The sequence below is a fragment of the Clostridium homopropionicum DSM 5847 genome, from assembly GCF_001263795.1.
Lineage (GTDB): Bacteria > Bacillota > Clostridia > Clostridiales > Clostridiaceae > Clostridium_H > Clostridium_H homopropionicum.
In genome coordinates, this window is sequence record NZ_LHUR01000005.1 from 35,724 (window position 1) to 54,272 (window position 18,549).

General features: G+C 30.2%; 18 protein-coding genes. 10 read left to right on the plus strand and 8 right to left on the minus strand.

The window, feature by feature from the left end; translation table 11 throughout:
* Nucleotides 1–5 precede the first annotated feature (5 nt).
* A complete protein-coding gene (locus CLHOM_RS00270) occupies nt 6–1,232 on the minus strand; it encodes a serine hydrolase (protein WP_074782811.1) in 1,227 nt (408 codons plus the stop codon).
* 66 nt (nt 1,233–1,298) lie between these two features.
* A complete protein-coding gene (locus CLHOM_RS00275) occupies nt 1,299–1,910 on the minus strand; it encodes an NUDIX hydrolase (RefSeq protein ID WP_052219672.1) in 612 nt (203 codons plus the stop codon).
* A 169-nt stretch (nt 1,911–2,079) separates the two neighbouring features.
* Between CLHOM_RS00275 and CLHOM_RS00280 the strand changes: the two genes are divergently transcribed.
* The 4 genes from CLHOM_RS00280 (at nt 2,080) to CLHOM_RS00295 (ending at nt 7,933) form a co-directional block, all read left to right on the plus strand.
* On the plus strand, nt 2,080–3,420 hold the full coding sequence (locus CLHOM_RS00280) for a D-alanyl-D-alanine carboxypeptidase family protein (RefSeq protein WP_052219673.1): 1,341 nt from the start codon (nt 2,080–2,082) through the stop codon (nt 3,418–3,420).
* 225 nt (nt 3,421–3,645) lie between these two features.
* Nucleotides 3,646–3,924 carry an ArsR/SmtB family transcription factor gene (locus tag CLHOM_RS00285; protein ID WP_074782809.1) on the plus strand — a complete coding sequence of 93 codons (279 nt, stop codon included), beginning with the start codon at nt 3,646–3,648 and terminating at the stop codon, nt 3,922–3,924.
* A 78-nt stretch (nt 3,925–4,002) separates the two neighbouring features.
* Nucleotides 4,003–6,459, plus strand: a complete 2,457-nt coding sequence (locus CLHOM_RS00290; protein WP_052219674.1) for an FAD-dependent oxidoreductase — start codon at nt 4,003–4,005, stop codon at nt 6,457–6,459.
* A 115-nt stretch (nt 6,460–6,574) separates the two neighbouring features.
* Nucleotides 6,575–7,933 carry an FAD-dependent oxidoreductase gene (locus CLHOM_RS00295; RefSeq protein ID WP_052219675.1) on the plus strand — a complete coding sequence of 453 codons (1,359 nt, stop codon included), beginning with the start codon at nt 6,575–6,577 and terminating at the stop codon, nt 7,931–7,933.
* Nucleotides 7,934–8,002: 69 nt separating this feature from the next.
* On the opposite strand, the gene CLHOM_RS00300 is transcribed toward CLHOM_RS00295, so the two are convergent.
* Together CLHOM_RS00300 and CLHOM_RS00305 are read right to left on the minus strand one after the other, a co-directional pair.
* Complete coding sequence (locus tag CLHOM_RS00300) at nt 8,003–9,106, minus strand: aminopeptidase (protein WP_052219676.1); 1,104 nt, start codon at nt 9,104–9,106, stop codon at nt 8,003–8,005.
* Nucleotides 9,107–9,142: 36 nt separating this feature from the next.
* On the minus strand, nt 9,143–9,502 hold the full coding sequence (locus CLHOM_RS00305) for a response regulator (protein ID WP_052219677.1): 360 nt from the start codon (nt 9,500–9,502) through the stop codon (nt 9,143–9,145).
* Between the two features lie 211 nt (nt 9,503–9,713).
* On the opposite strand from CLHOM_RS00305, the gene CLHOM_RS00310 reads away from it, so the two are divergent.
* Nucleotides 9,714–10,346, plus strand: coding sequence for a DUF4397 domain-containing protein (locus CLHOM_RS00310; RefSeq protein WP_052219678.1), 633 nt, complete (start codon nt 9,714–9,716; stop codon nt 10,344–10,346).
* A 94-nt stretch (nt 10,347–10,440) separates the two neighbouring features.
* Here CLHOM_RS00310 and CLHOM_RS00315 read toward each other — a convergent pair whose 3' ends face one another.
* The 3 genes from CLHOM_RS00315 to CLHOM_RS00325 all read right to left on the minus strand — a co-directional run bounded on the left by CLHOM_RS00315 (nt 10,441) and on the right by CLHOM_RS00325 (nt 13,240).
* Nucleotides 10,441–11,115, minus strand: a complete 675-nt coding sequence (locus CLHOM_RS00315; RefSeq protein WP_052219679.1) for a hypothetical protein — start codon at nt 11,113–11,115, stop codon at nt 10,441–10,443.
* A 155-nt stretch (nt 11,116–11,270) separates the two neighbouring features.
* Nucleotides 11,271–11,972, minus strand: coding sequence for a phosphatase PAP2 family protein (locus CLHOM_RS00320; RefSeq protein WP_052219680.1), 702 nt, complete (start codon nt 11,970–11,972; stop codon nt 11,271–11,273).
* 23 nt (nt 11,973–11,995) lie between these two features.
* A complete protein-coding gene (locus CLHOM_RS00325; protein ID WP_052219681.1) occupies nt 11,996–13,240 on the minus strand; it encodes a M48 family metallopeptidase in 1,245 nt (414 codons plus the stop codon).
* A 175-nt stretch (nt 13,241–13,415) separates the two neighbouring features.
* On the opposite strand from CLHOM_RS00325, the gene CLHOM_RS00330 reads away from it, so the two are divergent.
* The 5 genes from CLHOM_RS00330 (at nt 13,416) to gltX (ending at nt 17,559) form a co-directional block, all read left to right on the plus strand.
* Nucleotides 13,416–13,790: a GntR family transcriptional regulator gene (locus CLHOM_RS00330; protein ID WP_052219682.1), complete on the plus strand. Its 375-nt coding sequence runs from the start codon at nt 13,416–13,418 to the stop codon at nt 13,788–13,790.
* A 14-nt stretch (nt 13,791–13,804) separates the two neighbouring features.
* Complete coding sequence (locus CLHOM_RS00335) at nt 13,805–14,659, plus strand: ABC transporter ATP-binding protein (protein WP_052219683.1); 855 nt, start codon at nt 13,805–13,807, stop codon at nt 14,657–14,659.
* Nucleotides 14,660–14,663: 4 nt separating this feature from the next.
* Nucleotides 14,664–15,317, plus strand: a complete 654-nt coding sequence (locus tag CLHOM_RS00340) for an ABC-2 transporter permease (protein ID WP_052219684.1) — start codon at nt 14,664–14,666, stop codon at nt 15,315–15,317.
* 15 nt (nt 15,318–15,332) lie between these two features.
* Nucleotides 15,333–15,992 carry an ABC-2 transporter permease gene (locus tag CLHOM_RS00345; protein ID WP_052219685.1) on the plus strand — a complete coding sequence of 220 codons (660 nt, stop codon included), beginning with the start codon at nt 15,333–15,335 and terminating at the stop codon, nt 15,990–15,992.
* A gap of 115 nt (nt 15,993–16,107) precedes the next feature.
* Nucleotides 16,108–17,559, plus strand: coding sequence for a glutamate--tRNA ligase (gltX, locus tag CLHOM_RS00350; RefSeq protein ID WP_052219686.1), 1,452 nt, complete (start codon nt 16,108–16,110; stop codon nt 17,557–17,559).
* Between the two features lie 242 nt (nt 17,560–17,801).
* On the opposite strand, the gene larB is transcribed toward gltX, so the two are convergent.
* A complete protein-coding gene (gene larB / locus CLHOM_RS00355) occupies nt 17,802–18,548 on the minus strand; it encodes a nickel pincer cofactor biosynthesis protein LarB (protein ID WP_052219687.1) in 747 nt (248 codons plus the stop codon).
* Nucleotide 18,549: the final 1 nt, after the last annotated feature.

Sequence of the window (18,549 nt, forward strand, 5' to 3'; positions counted from 1 at the left end):
TTAGCTTATATTTTTTTATCTTTCAATTCATATTCATAAATTACTCTTCCAAGACTTGATAAAAATGGCATGCCAATCTTTTCATATTCATATTTATTGTCATTGAAAATCTCATTATCATTTACATAAATTACACTAGTAAGCATAAATTCTATATTCTTCTCCTCATCAGTTATATAAGCATTATCTATCAAATATCCATAAGCACATCCAATTTTATTATATATTTTAATGTTTTCAGGAATCGGCTTATTTGAATCTCCAAACATAAAATATTTTACATGGCTATCTTTATAATTATACTTAGGATTTGAACACTGCCTTGGATATATTGACATGTACTTCCTTAGAAATTCGTAATCTTCCTTAGTTAAATTAAATCTTTGTTTTTCTTCAACATTCTCTGGAAATATTATCGCTTTTAGAATTCCGTGCAAAGCTTCTAAAGAAAAATAATTACTTTTTGAAAAATCCTTTGGATTTTCTATTAAACTTTTACCACTATAATACCCCTTACCTTTTATAATATTCTTTAAATTACTGCTATAATTTTTAAAATTATACACTAAAGGCTGTTTATATATTTCCTTATTATCCTTATAAAAAGTCATAGGATTTGTATATTTATTTTCTTCGTTATTCATTGGATTTCCAAGTCTGTGAAGAATTAAAGTATCCTTATACCCTTTTTTCCATAGTGTTTCATTATAGCACTCTTGACCTAAAAACTCGTAAAGTCTATCAAATCCATCATTATCACTTACAACTAAAACTTTTTTAATATACTGTGCTATAGATGGAAGCTTATTTTCTGAACTCCTATCAAAATTTACTGAGCTTTGAGAAGGCCTTCCTTTTTCGATTTTAAGTGGAGTATCCTTATCTATATTAAGATTATTTAATTTTTCTAAAGCTAATGCACAAGCTGAAAGCTTCACTGAACTACCTGGATAAAAATACTTCTCTTTGTTTACCCTATAGGTGTGTGTAATGAATGAAGGTATTTTATTTTCATCCCTACTTATTTGAGTATAAATAATTTGTACTTCATACTTTTCTGGATTTTTTAATATTTCTCCAAAAATCTGACTATTACTTTTTAGTATATTTTCAATTAAATTATTACTATTATCAAGAGCCTTAGCAGGATAACATAAAATTAAGTTAGAAACTAATATTCCAATTATTAATATTTTAAAAGCTTTATATCTGCCTTTTCCTAAGTTTTTCATATTAAAAGCACATCCCTCATAATATAAAGTAATTACAAGTATAATGTGCCCCCAATATCCTATCAATTATTCAAGCAATTCTATAAAACTTTTAATTACCTGTGCAGTAAATCCCCAAATGACGTAATCTCCATAAATATAAAAATATTGATTGTACTTCCTTGTGGAAAATTTATAATCCTTTCCTCCATAAATCAGATGAAATGGATAATCCTCCGTAAAATTCGGAATCAACTCTACTGGATAAATTAATGGTATATTATCAGTAAAAAATTTAATAGGTACTTTAAATAAATGATCTACTTCTTCTGTATTTGGATAAATTTCCATAGATCTAATTTTACCTATAAACGGAAATATAATTGAATTATAAGGAGAAACAAAATAATCCATATCCCCAATTACTTCAATGTCTTCTCTATTTAAATTCAACTCTTCCATTGTTTCTCTAACTGCTGCTTCCCTAGGAGTTTCCCCCTCTTCTATAGCTCCTCCAGGTAGAGATATGTCTCCAGGCTGTCTTCTCAAAGTCAAAGCCCTTCTTTCAAATAAAATATATATCTCTCCTTTTTCTTCCATTAATAGAATCATTACAGCACTTCTGCTAAAACTGCCTATTGGCTTAGGTCTTCTATTTTTAAATGTTTTTTCTACTCTTTCAATTTCTATTTTTTTCAAGTCTATTCTCCTTTCGACCGTGCCCCGTATAATTAATTAGACACTTTAATTGTCACCTTTAAGTCAATAAAGTGACACCTTAAAAACCTTGTTCTAATTATACTAAAATGTTATACTAAAATCATATTTAAATCTAGAACTAAAATTTAAAAATTGGGAGAGATGAATCTTGAGACGTAAATTTTCTACTTTATTACTTTCATTATTTTTCGTATTTTCTTTTTCTACTTCAGTTTTCGCTGCTAATGCAGATTTACCAAATATAAGCGGTAAGTCAGCAATTGTTATTGATGCTAGTACAGGGGAAATAATATATGCAAAGGATATAGATGCATCTCCAATGTATCCAGCAAGTACAACTAAACTATTAACTGCATTGTTACTTGCAGAAAACAAAAAACCTACCGACAAGCTTACATATACACAAAATGCCTATAATCAACCTGAATATTCCTTATATAACATTATAGGCAGAAGCAAGCTTAGAGTTAATGACACAATGACAGCTGAAGATGTAATGAAGGCATTACTTTTATTTTCAGCAAATGATTCAGCTTATATGATTGCAGATAATTTAGCTGGTAGTCCTGCAGAATTTGCAAATATGATGAATGATAAAATCCAAAAGCTAGGATTGAAAAACACTCATTTTGTAACTCCAAATGGACTAGATAATAATATTGACAACCATTATACTTCTGCTTATGACCTAGGAATAATCACAAAAGAAGCTTTTAAAAATCCTTGGGTCAAAAAAGTAATGGGTACTCAGAAGGACAAAATTGAAGTATCTAGTGGTGCCATTGCCTACGTAGAAAATAGAAATAAATTGCTTGGTCAAAAGATTGACACCGCTTTTGCAGATAAAATAGGTATTAATTTAGACCAAGTTCCTGCTTCTAATGCAGTAGCCATAGGCGGTAAAACTGGTTACACTGCAAAAGCTGGCAGATGCCTTACAGCTGTTTACGATAAGGACGGCAGAATACTAATTGGTGTTGTTTTAAAATCTATTTATGATGCTGCTGATACATATGTTTTCAATGACATGGCCAAAATAATAAACTGGAGCTATGCAGCTAAAAAGACTCCTCTTTATAAGGCAGATACTGAGCTTAAAACAATTGCACTAAAATATAAGCCTTTAATATTCTTTGGGCCAGAAAAAGAAGTAAATGTTCCAGTTACTTTAAAGGAAGATGCTACCTACTATGAAAATGAAGTAAATAAAGCGGAAATAAAAACTGAATTTCAGCTTTCTGATAATATAAAAGCAAGTAAATTAAGTAAGAATACTAGTATAGGAAAATTAGTATTAAAAGAAAGAGATGCTACTAAAACATACGATCTTTACCCTACTCTTTCCTCAAAGGACGTTATGAAAGGAAATATTCTTCTTTATGCGGGTGGAATATTAGGAATTGCAATAGCTGCAGCTTTAATATTAGCAATTGTCGCTTTAATTACTAAAGGAGCAAGAAGAAGAGGTAGAAACAGAAGAAGATATTAATTATAAGAAATCTTTTGTCTTATATATAAAGTAAATCACTAGTCACTAATCGCTAGTCTCTATTAGATTCAATAAATCATAGGGATTAGCGACTAGAAATTAGTGATTTATTTTTTAATAAAAATGATTATTTTTTCACAAAATATCGTTAACCCTTTGACAACTATATTCATATATTGTAATATATAAATATATTAATAAATTAATATTTGCGAGGTGAAATATTTGGATAATGATATGGAAAGTTTTTTTGAAGCCTCTGAGCTTTTAAAAGCAATAGCACACCCTGTCAGACTTTGTATTATTGCTGGTCTATTAGAGAAGGGATGCTGCAATGTAACAACCATGCAAAGCTGCTTAGAGATACCTCAACCTACAGTTTCAAGACACCTTCAAAAGTTAAAAAGCCTTGGAATCATTGAAGGTGAAAGAAATGGACTAGAAATACATTACAAAGTAGTAGATCCGAGGGTAATTGATATAATTAATTTACTAGTTAAATGATAAATATAACTTATTTTAACGAATTTATTTTTTAATATACAAACTGATTATTTAATTTTAATATTGGAGGGATTTTTAATGAGTAAAAAAGTTTTAATTGTTGGTGGAGTAGCTGGTGGAGCTTCTGCTGCTGCAAGACTTAGAAGATTAGATGAAAATGCAGAAATAATATTATTTGAAAGAGGAGATTATATTTCCTTTGCAAATTGTGGTTTACCATACTATATTGGAGGAACCATTCAGGAAAGAGATAATTTATTAGTAACAACCTCTCAAGACATGAATGAAAAATTTAATATTGACGTAAGAACAAACAGTGAAGTTACTAAAGTTGACACAGATAAAAAAATAGTTACTGTTGTTTCTAAAGATAAAGGAACTTATACTGAAAATTATGATGCTTTAATTTTATCTCCTGGTGCAAAACCAATAAAACCACCTATCCCTGGAATAGAAAATGAAAAGATATTTTCATTAAGAAATATGAGTGACACAGATAAAATTAAAGAATACGTTTGCAAAAACAAATTGAACTCAGCTGTAGTTATAGGCGGAGGCTTCATAGGTATTGAAATGGCTGAAAATTTAAATGCTTTAGGAATTAAAGTTACCCTAGTAGAAGCTGCACCTCATATTTTAGCTCCTTTTGATACTGATATGGTTACTATTGCTGAAAAAGAGCTTCAAGATAACAATATTCAATTAGTTTTAAATAATGGAGTTAAATCTTTTAAAGAAAATTGTAATATGCTTAATGTTGAGTTAGGTGATGGTCAAAACATCTCTGCTGATATTGTAATTCTTGCAATAGGTGTATCTCCTGACGTTAACTTTATAAAAGATACAAAGCTTAAATTTGGTCCAAAAGGTCATATCGTTGTAAATGAGCATATGGAAACAAATATAAAAGATGTATATGCTGTAGGCGATGCAGTTGAAGTTATTGATTTTGTAAATGGTCAAGTAACTGCTATACCGCTAGCAGGACCTGCAAATAAACAAGGAAGAATTGCGGCTGATAATGTAGCTGGCTTAAAAACTACTTTCAAGGGATCTCAAGGCTCATCAATTATTAAAGTATGTGAAATGACTTGTGCAGCTACAGGAAATAATGAAAGAACTCTACAAAGATTAAATATACCTTATGAAGTAATTTATGTATTCCCTCAAAGCCATGCATCTTATTATCCTGGAGCAACTCCTATTACCTTAAAATTAATATTTAACAAGGAAGGTAAGATATTTGGTGCCCAAGCTATTGGTTATGAAGGTGTTGACAAGAGAATTGATGACATTGCTACAGTAATTAGACTAGGTGGTACTGTTACAGACCTTACAGAACTTGAATTATGCTATGCTCCTCCTTATTCTTCAGCAAAAGATCCAGTAAATATGGCAGGTTTTGTTGCTGAAAATATAATAGCTGGCAGATCCGAAGTTGTACTTCCTCGTGATTTAGATTCAAGAGATAGAGATAAAATAATTCTATTAGATATAAGAACTGACTTAGAACAAGAAATGGGTACTATAGCAGGATCACTTCATATTCCTCTTCAACAACTTAGAAACCGCTTAGATGAAGTAGACAAGTCAAAAGAAATTTGGGTTTACTGTATGATTGGTCAAAGAGGTTATTATGCTGAAAGATTGTTAAAGCAAAAGGGATATAATGTTAAAAACGTAACTGGAGGATTTAAATTATATATGTCCTCAAAATTCACTCCAAAAAAATTAGATAATAATACTGGTTGTTGTAATAAAGTAGAAAATGTAAAAAATCCAAATGTAAATAATGGGATAGTTAAAAATCTTGATGCTTGTGGCTTAAGCTGCCCAGGACCACTAATGAGAGTAAAGGCTGCTATAGATGAAATTAATCCTGGTGATGTTTTAAATGTTTCTGCTTCAGACCCAGGTTTCTATGAGGATATAAAATCTTGGTGTAAAACAACAAATAACGAACTAGTTAATTTATGCAAGGAAAAAGGCATAATCAAAGCTACTTTAAAAAAAAGCCCTGATCAAGTAGCTGCATCATGTGACCAACCTATTGTTTCTTCATCTAAAAATGCTCAAACAATGGTTGTATTTAGTGGAGATTTAGATAAAGCTATAGCATCCTTCATAATTGCAAACGGTGCTGCTGCTATGGGCAAAAAGGTTACAATGTTTTTTACCTTCTGGGGAATAAACATTTTAAGAAAAGCTCAAAGTATACCTACTAAAAAATCCTTTATAGAGAAAATGTTTGGTATGATGATGCCACAGGGTTCTAAAAAATTAAAACTATCTCAAATGAACATGGCAGGAATAGGACCAAAAATGATTAGAGGGATAATGAAAAGCAAAAATGTTGAATCTCTTGAAGCTTTAATGAAATCTGCTATGGCAGGTGGAGTTGAAATAGTTGCTTGTCAAATGTCTATGGATCTTTTAGGTTTTAAACAAGAAGAGCTAATAGATGGGGTTAAGATAGGTGGAGTTGGTTACTACCTAGGAGAAGCAAATGATGCTGGAGTAAACTTATTCATATAATCACTTAATAAAATGGCTTGTTTTTATTACAAGCCATTTTATTCTGCAAAATAATGATTTAAAATAACATTATAGAGTACGATAATTAATTAGTATAGTTTAAGGGGGGTCAAAAATGGGTAAAAAGATCTTAATAGTTGGAGGTTCTGCCGGTGGTGCCGCTACTGCTACAAGGCTTAAACGAATTGATCCTACTGCTGAGATAATTATTTACGAGAAAACTCCGTACATTTCTTACTCTAGCTGCGCTCTTCCCTACTTCATTGGTAACTTGGTGGAAGATAGGCGAAAAATCTTTGTAAAAACCCCAACTGAAATGGAAGAAGAAAATAATATTAAAGTAAAAATTAATAGTGAAATCATCTCAATTGACACTATGAATAATCTAATTACTGTTAAAGATAAGGATTCAATTTACACAAATGATTATGATTACTTAGTAATATCTCCTGGTGCAAAACCTTCAAAACCGGACTTTCCCGGAATTGAAAGCCCTAAAATATTTACCTTAAGGAATGTTCCCGATGCTGATAAAATTAAGCAGTATATTAACAAAGCTTATGTAAAGTCTGTGGCAATTGTTGGTGGAGGATATATTGGTATTGAAATGGCTGAAAATCTTAAGAATCTTGGTATAAGAGTTACTGTGGTTCAATCAAGTGCTCATATACTTCCTCCTTTTGATTTTGATATGGTAGAGCTAATAGAAGAAGAATTAAAATCTAATGAAGTGAAACTAATTCTAAGTGACCCAGTAAAAGCCTTTTACGATAATGGTGATATTATAGAAACCACCTTAACCAGCGGTGTAAAGCTTAATAGTGATATTGTTATTTTATCAATAGGCATTAAACCCGATATAAGCTTTTTAAATGGCTCTGGAATAGAATTAGGTGAAAAAGGACATATTTTAGTAAACAGCAAAATGCAAACTAATTTTAATAATGTATTTGCCTTAGGAGATGCAGTAGAAACTTTAGATTTAGTAAGTGGATTTAAAACCAATATAGCTTTAGCAAGCCCTGCTGCAAGGCAAGCTGACATAGTGGCAAATAATATTATGGGAATAGAAGACTTCTATAAAGGCTCTTTAGGCTCAGCTCTAATAAAGGTTTTTGAATTAACTTGTGGTTGTACAGGAGATAACGAAAAAAATCTTAAAAAATACAATATACCTTATAAAGTAATTTATACTGAAGGTCATTCTAGTGCTTCAGCATACCCTGGAAGTAAAGTAATAAAATTCAAGCTTATATTTAGTGAAAATGGTAAAATTCTTGGTGCCCAAATATTAGGAGAAGCTGGTGTTGATAAAAGAACAGATATCATTGCCACTTTAATAAGTCTTGGAGGTACAGTTTTTGATGCCGCTAAGCTTCAATTAGCTTACGCTCCTCCTTACTCAACACCAACTGATATTATAAATATAGTGGGTTTAAAAGCCTCAAAAAAACTCAAATCTAAAAATTTTTAAGAATATAAAAAGGATATGGTTTGAAATAAATACCATATCCTTAAATTTATCTCGTTTCTATGCTAATACTTAGTCTATAAACTTTCCATTTTCATAGAAAAGTTCACCATCAGCATATATTTTTCCACCGTTTCTCATGTCACAAAGCATATCCCAGTGAATTGTTGATCTGTTTTTTCCACCAGCTTCTGGCATTGAATCTCCTATGGCCATGTGAATAGTTCCACCTATCTTTTCATCAAACAGCATGTTTTTAGTAAACTGTTTAATTCCATAGTTTGTTCCAATGGCAACTTCACCAAAGCTTGATGCTCCCTCATCGGTCTCAAGTAATGCCTTTAAAAGCTCTTCACCTTTTTCGGCAGTAGCTTTTACTACTTTTCCATCCTTTACTTCAAGTTTAATTCCTTGGATCTCCTTCCCCATATATATTCCTGGAAAACTAAAAGTTATAACTCCATCTATTCCATCTTCTACTGGTGATGTGAAAACTTCACCATCAGGGAAATTAACTCTACCATCACAATTAATCCACTTTCTGCCATCAATATTCACTTTTATATCTGTTCCTTCAGAAACTATATGTAATTCCTTTTTAGTATCTAAATATTTTATCCATTTCTCTTGATATTCGCTTACCTTTTCCCATTCTGCCACTGGGTCATCTTTATCTAAAAGTCCAGCACCATAAACAAAATCCTCATACTCAGAAAGACTCATATTTCCTTCTTGAGCATCAGCATAAGTAGGGAATTGTGTACCACACCATCTTAAAGAGCCATTTCCCATCTTTTCTGAATAAACCTTTCTCCAGCTAGTGGCACCTTTTGATGTTAACTGAATCCTTTTTGAATCTATGGTTGTATTAGCTTTTGTATTTCTTGTTCCCCATGCAGTAAGCCATACATCTGCCTTTTCTAAGGCTGTCTTTAAGATGTAATTTTCCTCAAGTAATTGTTCCTCTGTGCTGTATCTTAACTTAACTTGATCTGCTTCATGTGAGGTTAATCTTGTCTCAACATGAGCACCTGCTAGTATAGCTTCCTTAACCACTTCAACCATCCAGGGTTCTGCTACACTATCACTTTGAACTAGTACGAAGTCTCCCTTTTTAATCTTTGTTGAATAGTTCACAAGAAGCTTTGCAAGTTTATTTAATCTTGGATCTGACATACATATTCCCCCCCAAATTTAATTATAATTTTCTATCTAAAAACTTATAACCTTATTTATTTCTATTATCATCTTTTCTTCATTTAAAGGTTTTAAAAGAAAACTTTTAGCACCAGCCTTTATTGCTTCAATGACTTTAACCTGTTGTCCTACAGCTGAACATATTATTATTTTAGCGTTAGAGTCTATTTCCATAATCTTCTTAACAGCTTCAACACCATCCATGTCTGGCATAGTAATATCCATTGTCACTATATCAGGTCTTAATTTTTTATATAACTCTATTGCCTCATTTCCATTAGATGCCTCACCAACTACAGTAATATTATTGTTTTTCAAATAATTTACTATATTTAATCTAATAAAATTTGAATCATCTACAACTAATACATTCATTTTATCTCTCCTACACAAACAAGTTTACAATTAAAAAACCAATACAGTAAATACAAACGTGCATTGGCTATTTTTGTAATATTTGCATTAGAATTAACTGTCATAAGGTAAATTATACAATTTTAACGTTTTCAAGTCAATATATATTTCACATTAATACTAGCATGCACATACTTTATTATGAATAGAATTTTTGAAAGGTGATTTGAATATGTTCTTTTGTCCATTTTTTAGAACTCCCGAAAAATCCTTTGTAAGAATACTTCATGCCTCTCCTGATGCCCCACCAGTAGATGTATATTTAAATGATAAAATTATCGCTAGAAACTTATCTTATAAACAGTTTACTCCTTATATTTCTGTAGCTCCAGGATTATATAATTTGAGAATATACCCTGCAGGCAGAATTACAAACCCTTTAATAAATACTAATTACAACTTTAAGCCAGATACAATTCTTACATTAGCAGCAGGTGGAGGTTTGTCTAACATCAGTCTTTTTTCCTACGAAGAACCTAAACTTCCTTCCATACCTGGAAGCTCTTATGTAAGATTTATTCACTTGTCTCCTAATACTCCTACTTCTAATTTAACTGATCAAATGGGAAAAGTTATAGCTAGAAATATTAGTTTTGGAGGAAGTAGCAATTATACTCCATTAGCCAGTGGAACATACACCTTTCAAGTAAGTCCTACTGGAACAAATAGTATAATTTTAAACGTTCCTAATGTGATTATCAAACCAGGCAGATTTTACTCTGTCTATTTAGTTGGTTTCCCTAATGAAAGGGCTCCACTTCAAGTTTTACTACCGCTCGATGGCAATTCTTATATAGAATTTTAAATAATAAAGTTTCTGTGCAACTTTATTATTAATCGCTAATCTCTATTCTCTAGTCGCTAGACTCCGTAATAAATCATTTACTAGTGATTAGTGATTAGCGATTGTTAAAAAAAGTTTTCAACTGTACTGCATCATTAATAGTAAAACTTACTTTTGAAATTATAAATACTGCACTTAAAAATCCTACTAGCAATACTCTATATGTAGTATTATTTTGTTTTATGGCTCCCGCAATTCCAAATAAAGCTCCAACTATTCCCCAAGCAAAAATATTTGGAATAAAGGGAAGCAAATTGTCAATAAATAATGCAACTATATTAAAAAACACATAAAGTACTGACACTAAAGGAATAAACACATTGCTTATTATATAAGGTGAAATTGCTGATACAACAAAACTTATTAAAATTCCACTAGGTGATTTAATGAAATACACTAATATAATGCTAAGTAAAATAAAGCTAATTATTAAATACTTAATAAAAAAATCACTATTATCAAAAACTAAGCTATAGGATTTTTTAAAATTATTCCAAATCTCCTCATAGCTAGGACCATCAAAAGCAAACCTAGTTAAATATAAGTTAAAATAGCTTGTCTTAAATTCATTGAATATAAAAAGTGGGAAAATAAATATTGCTCTGAAGACATAAAAAATAAAACTCCACAATATTCCTTTCTTAATTATTTTACTTAACCACCGTTCTTTATGTTTGCTTATAGATGCATAAAATGTTAAGTTGTCAATTATCTGTAATTTATCTGACATAAAGCTACCTCCCTAAGGATTCAATTCTACTATTAATATATTACCATATTTTTACATTTTGTAAACTACTTTATTTCCTAAAAATAAAAAAAGGTAAAAAAGGGGGCAGACCCCTGGGATTTATACCAAGGAGTCTGCCCCCTTTTTTTCTTTTTTTACCTTAAGTAACTGTAATCTTTTCTCTTGCTTTCTCTTCTAAAAACTATTAAAATGATTAACACCCATAAGGAAGCAATTGCCCAAGCCCCTATAACATCGCTAAAATAGTGTACTCCTACATAAACTCTACTTATTCCAACTAAAGCTGCATATACAAATATTATAATACTTAATATATGAGCAAGAATTCTATTTCTAAAATTATCAAGTATAAAATATATAACTACAAGTGCTCCTGCCATGGAAATAGTAGAATGACCGCTTGGGAAACTATATCCACCAACATTAGTATATCCGCTAATATCTACTAACCATTGACCTACAGGTCTAGGTCTTTTAGATAAATATTTTAAACCTTGACTAAGTGCAGCAATTACAAATATGTTTATTGCATAAAATTTTGCTTCTCTTTTCTTTTGTACTTTAAATAAAAATATCACAATAAGAAGAGTAAGTATAATGGCAACAACAGTATCTCCACTTCTACTAATAATAACAAAAATTTTATTTAAGTATTCATTTCTGATTCCTGACACATAGCTAATTACAGCTCTGTCAACTTCTCCTCCACCCTCTACAAAGCTATCCCTAAGCTTTACTATAAATAATCCTATCCATCCTATAGACATTATTAGAACTAGATATATATAATACACCGGATTATTTACCTTATCGGGTTTTGTCTTCATTAGATACATTAATCTTTCTCCTCTCTTTTATCTTAAGGTACATACTTTTCAAAAAACTCTATTCTCTCCTTTATTGGAGGATGATCAAACTTCCATAACTTATAAACTGGATCTGGGTATGGAATTACTATACCATTTTCAGATAACTTTTTAAAGGAAGAACTTCCTGCTTTATTATCTTTAGTAATTTCTAAGGCGTAAATATCTGCTTGCTTCTCTATATAACAAGAATAAACGTTAAATACCGGAGTAGTTATTATAAAACATAAATTTAATATTAAGAATATAAGCGGTAAGGAAGCTATATCCTTTAAGTCCTTAACCCTAAATTTATTTTTATATTTATTAATTAAATATGGTGCAGCAACAGATACAATATATAATAATATAAAAGTAGCAATTATTTCAAAAATCATAAACTTCTTAATATGCCCTAGAACGTAATGTCCCATTTCATGAGCAGTAATAAACTTTAATTCAGAAACATTAAGACTTTTCAATGCCGTATCCCATAAAACTATTCTCCTAGTATCTCCAATTCCAGTCATATACGCATTTATCATAGAGGTTTCTTTGCTTTTATCAATTACTAAAATATTGCAATTCTCTATTCCAGCCTTTTTAGTAAGTTCTACAAGTTGTGTTTCCACTGACTTATTTTCTATTGCTTTAAAATCATTAAACAATGGATCTATTATTATAGGATGTGCAAAGAACAAAAATGCTGATAATGGTATAGATAAAATACCTGTATAAATCCACCATCTTTTTGGACTCTTAGAAATTATTTTATAAGGTATCCAAAGAATTAAAAATATCATTATAAAATTTATTAACAGTTCTATTGAATAATTTTTTAGCCACATTAAAAAGCTTTGGTGAGATAATCCGAAAATTTTTCTCTGAACATACCCTCCATAATATATAAAAGGAAATGTAAGTATATTCTCTATTAAAGTATAAATTACTCCATAAACACCAACTACTATGAAAAACCTTTTACTAATCCCCTTAGAAAAATTTCTTAACTTTGCAGAAAAACCTGTTATTAGAAAAAGTACCGGAATAATTAAGCTTAAGATTACCTTGGCTAATTGATATATTCTGTCACTTTCATAAAATTTTTGACCAAGCTTTTCTCTAGCTTCAAAATTATTGTGGAATAAATTTAAATCTATTTGTTTTGCATATTTTAATGCTTCATTATTTATCACAAGTATAACTACAACGAAAACTAGTACAAACAATAATAGTTTAATAATATTGCTTTTTTTCATGTTAAAAAAACATCCTCCTAGTAATTTGTTTTTAAATATCTTTTACTATTATACTATTACTTTTAAAAAAAAATCATAAAAATAAGCAAAATTATTGTTGACATAATATAGCAGATATGTATATACTGTATATATACATTATATACAGTATATACATTTTTAAAGGAGATGAATCATGAAGATTATAATTTCTAACTCCTCAGGAGAACCAATTTATGAACAGATAGTAACACAACTTAAAGCATTAATAATTAATGGTGAAATAAATTCTGGAGATTCTCTTCCTTCAATTCGCAATCTGGCAAAAGAGCTTCAGATAAGCGTAATAACAACTAAAAGAGCTTATGAAGAATTGGAAAAAGAAGGTTTTATAGTAACCGTAGCTGGAAAAGGTTCCTTCGTAGCACCTCAAAATAAAGAGCTCTTACGTGAAGAAAAATTGAAGATTATTGAAGAAAAGCTTCAACAAGTAGTATTTGAAAGTAAAATGTTAAATTTGAATATTGATGAAATAATTCAAATGTTAACGATTCTATATGATGAAAATTAAGGAGGTTATTTCTTATGGATAAAATTTTAGAAGTTAAAAACCTTAGAAAGGAATACAAGGATTTTTTATTAAACAATATTAGTTTTGATTTACAGAAAGGTTATATCATGGGTTTCATTGGCCCAAATGGTTCAGGAAAGAGCACTACAATTAAATTAATTATGAACTTAGTTAAAAGAAATCAAGGAGAAATAAAAATATTTGAATTAGATAATATTCAAAATGAAAAAGAAGTTAAAAATAGAATTGGTTTTGTTTACGATGAAAACTATTATTATGAAGAATTAAGTATTGAATCTATGAAGAAAATTATTTCTCCCTTCTATACGGAATGGGATGAAAATATCTTTAAAAGATATTTAAAAGAGTTTAATCTAGATCCTAAAAAGAAGATTAAGACCCTTTCAAAAGGAATGAAAATGAAGTTTTCCTTAGCCATAGCTTTGTCTCATAATGCCCAACTTATATTGATGGATGAGCCAACCTCAGGGCTTGATCCAGTCTTTAGAAGAGAAATACTAGATATATTATACTCTCTAATCCAAGATGAAAATAAAAGCGTATTTTTTTCAACTCATATAACTACTGACCTCGAAAAGATTGCTGATTATATTACTTTTATTAATAACGGAAACATAGTTTTTTCAATGCCAAAGGATGATATATTGGATAATTATGGAATAGTAAAAGGTTCAAATGAACTTTTAGATTATAATACAAAAAAAGAATTTATAGGTATTCATCAAAACTCTTTTGGTTTTGAAGCTCTAACAGATAACATCCAAAAGATACGGAGACAGTTCAGTAGTAATGTACTTATTGAAAGACCAACTCTAGAAGATATTATGGTTTATAGTGTAAGGGGGTAACCAAATGCTGAACTTAATTAAGAAAGATTTTGCACTTACTTTCAACTTTAAAACTTTATTTATATTTACCCTCTACTTTATTTTCTTAATTACCATTGCTGATGCTTTACCTTCAGATAATAAGTATATATTGACTATCACTACCATAGCCTACTTTATCTCTACTGAAAGCTTTATTTATGATGATAAAACTAAAGGAGAGTATATTATTAATTCTCTACCTTTAACAAGGAAAGAAGTTGTTCTATCCAAATATTTAAGTATAGGAATCTATATCATAGTTGCACTATTTTTCACTTCATTATTAGGTGGTATAATAGCTTCACTAAAAATATTTAGTGGACTTACCTTTATTAATCTTAGAGTTATAAAGCTTGTACTTATTGCTACAATAGCAATGGTTTCAATAAGTTTTCCACTGCTTTTCAAGTATAATTATCGAAAAACTAAGGTAATCAATATACTATTATATTTAGGTTTTTATACCTTAATAAATACAGCATCTAATATTATCGGTTCTGATTTTGTAATCACATATAAAGCCTTTTTAGACGATAATTTATTTAAAACTAAACTTATTTGTCTGTTGGGAATTATTTTTATTCTAATAATTTCTATTACTATATCATTAAAATTTTATGAAAATAAAGACATTTAAATTGGGGGAAATACAATGCTTACTTTAGCCTTGAAAGATTTTAAATTATCCAGTAAATATAACTTTTTTATATTAATTTATGGAATGTTTTTATCTGTAGCTGGTTTGAAAAACAATCATAGTCCTGGAGTATTTTATACTCTTTCTATCATTATTATTGTATATATTTCTATACTATATTCTAATGGATATGATGAAAAATATAAAATTCATGTTGCTCTTAATAGTTTGCCCATAAAGAAACATGAAATTGTTTTAGCAAAATATCTTTCTTTTATATTACACATTTTTCTAATTTCAGGTGTTATAATAATCTTTACCTTAATATTAAGTATCCTTGGTTTAAAAACCTCAGCAAGAACAGCTAACATCTGGGACATGATAATAGCTTTTAATATACTGGGCATCTTCTATTCCATATACTATCCTATTTATTATAAATTTGAAAGTTCAAAGCTTAGAATACTTAATATTGGGCTATATCTTATGCTCTTAGTAGCTCCAAACTATATAACAAAATTCCTAAAATCAGATTCAGGTACTAATTTAATAAAATACCTATCTACCTTTAATAATACAAATGCTTTATCTTTAATAATATTAATTTTATCAATATTTCTTTTAATAGTATCCTTTCTTATATCTATAAGAATTTACTCAAAGAAAGAGTTTTAGTTTTCCCCTTATATTGACATAGAATTTCCCTTAGTATATGATAAAAAGAGGATTTTATATGCCTTTCGCAAATTTAGCGAAAGGCTTTTAAATATATAAATGGGAGTGAAATTATATGTCAGTTAAAGAAGTAAGAACAAGATTTGCCCCAAGTCCAACAGGATACATGCATGTTGGAAACTTGAGAACAGCTTTATACACATACTTAATAGCAAAGCATTCAAATGGAAAATTTATTTTAAGAATCGAAGATACAGACCAAGAAAGATATGTACCCGATGCTGTTAAAGTAATATTTGATACTTTAAAAATGACTGGGTTAAATCATGATGAAGGTCCAGATATTGGAGGTTCAGTTGGTCCTTATGTTCAAAGTGAAAGACGGGGTATTTACCTTCAATATGCTAAAGAATTAGTTGAAAAAGGTGAAGCATACTATTGCTTCTGTGATAAAGAAAGACTTGATTCTCTTAAAGATGGCTCAGAAATATTTAAATATGATGGCCACTGTAGAAATCTCTCTAAAGAAGATGTAGAGAAAAATCTTTCTGAAGGAAAACCGTATGTTATAAGACAGAAAAATCCTACTGAAGGGGTTACAACCTTTGAAGATGAAATTTATGGAACTATTTCTGTTGATAACTCAGAGCTAGAAGACATGATTTTGATGAAATCAGATGGGCTTCCTACTTATAACTTTGCAAATGTTGTAGACGACCATCTAATGGGAATTACTCATGTAGTTCGTGGAAATGAGTATCTATCTTCAGCTCCAAAGTATAACAGACTTTATAATGCTTTTGGATGGGATGTACCAACCTATATACACTGTCCTCCTATAATGAAGGATGCTCACAATAAGCTAAGCAAAAGAAACGGCGATGCTTCCTTTGGTGATTTACTTGAAAAAGGATATTTAAAAGAAGCTGTGCTGAACTTTATAGCTTTGCTTGGTTGGAATCCTGGAACTGAGCAGGAAATTTTCACCCTACCTGAATTAGTTGAGCAATTTGATTATAAGAACATACACAAGGCTCCATCTATTTTCGATTCAGTAAAATTGAGATGGATGAATGGAGAATATATTAAAAAACTTACTCTGGACGAATTTCATAAATTAGCAACTCCATATTATGAAAAAGTATTTTCTAGTGATGAATTAGCGTTACTTAATACTTTAAAAATAAGTGAGTTACTCCAAACAAGAGTTGAAGTGTTAAATGAGATCCCTGAAATGGTAGTTTTCTTTAAAGAATTACCTGAACATGATATTGATTTATACTCTCATAAAAAGATGAAGACTAATTCTGAAAATTCCTTAGTAAGTCTAGAAAAAGCTCTACCTGTATTAGAATCCTTAGAGGACTGGAGTTTTACTTCTATTCATGATGCTATTTTCGCACTAATAGGAGAAATGGGAGTTAAAAATGGTATTGTCTTATGGCCTCTAAGAACTGCTCTATCAGGTCAGCCTTCTTCACCAGGTGGTGCCTTTGAACTAGCTGAAATCATGGGAAAAGAAGAGTCTTTAAGAAGAATTAGAATTGGAATTGAAAAACTAAAGTAAAGTTATTTAAATAAATAATTGACAATGCACAATTGACAATATAGGATGTTTTGCTAATGCAAAACTACATTATATACTTACTTCAATTGTTAAATTGGGTAATTAAGCTCAGCTTAATTACTTCAATCATTGTCCATTGTCAATTGTCAATTATTTTTTCAAGCGACTAGAGACTAGCGATTATTTTTCTAAACTGGTTACTGGACACCGTTCACTGGCTACTGGCTACTAAAAACTGTTAACTACAACTTATTAATCATACTAGCCAAATACCCTGCTCCAAAACCATTGTCAATATTAACTACACTTGTACCACTGGCACAGCTATTTAACATTGTAAGCAGTGCTGATAGCCCTCCAAAGTTTGCTCCATACCCAACACTGGTTGGGACAGCGATTAATGGCTTATCTATAAGTCCACCAACTACACTGGAAAGAGCCCCTTCCATTCCTGCTACGGCAATAACTACCTTTGCCCCTCTTATAACTTCTAATTTACTAAATAATCTATGTATCCCTGCAACTCCTACATCAGTTATTCTTTCTACTTTATTTCCTAAAATTTCTGCTGTAATGGCTGCTTCTTCTGCTACAGGTAAATCAGAGGTCCCTGCAGTTACAACAGCAATGTATGACTCTGTAAGCTTTATTTCTTTTTTCTTAACTGTAATAGTTCTTGCAACTTCATTATATTCAGCATTGGGGCATTCTTCTTTTATTGCCAGATACATTCCTTTTGTTGCTCTTGTTCCTAGAATATTGCTATCCTTTGTATTCATATATGCTACTATAGTTTTTACCTGTTCTACTGTTTTACCAGCACAGTAAATTATTTCTGGATATCCAACTCTTAATTCTCTATGATTATCTATTTTAGCGAAACCTAAATCTTTATAAGGTAATTCCTCCAGTTTCTTTGCAGCAAGATCTATTTCCAAGGTCCCAGCTTTAACTCCCTCTAAAAGCATCTTAATTTCTTCAGAGTTCATT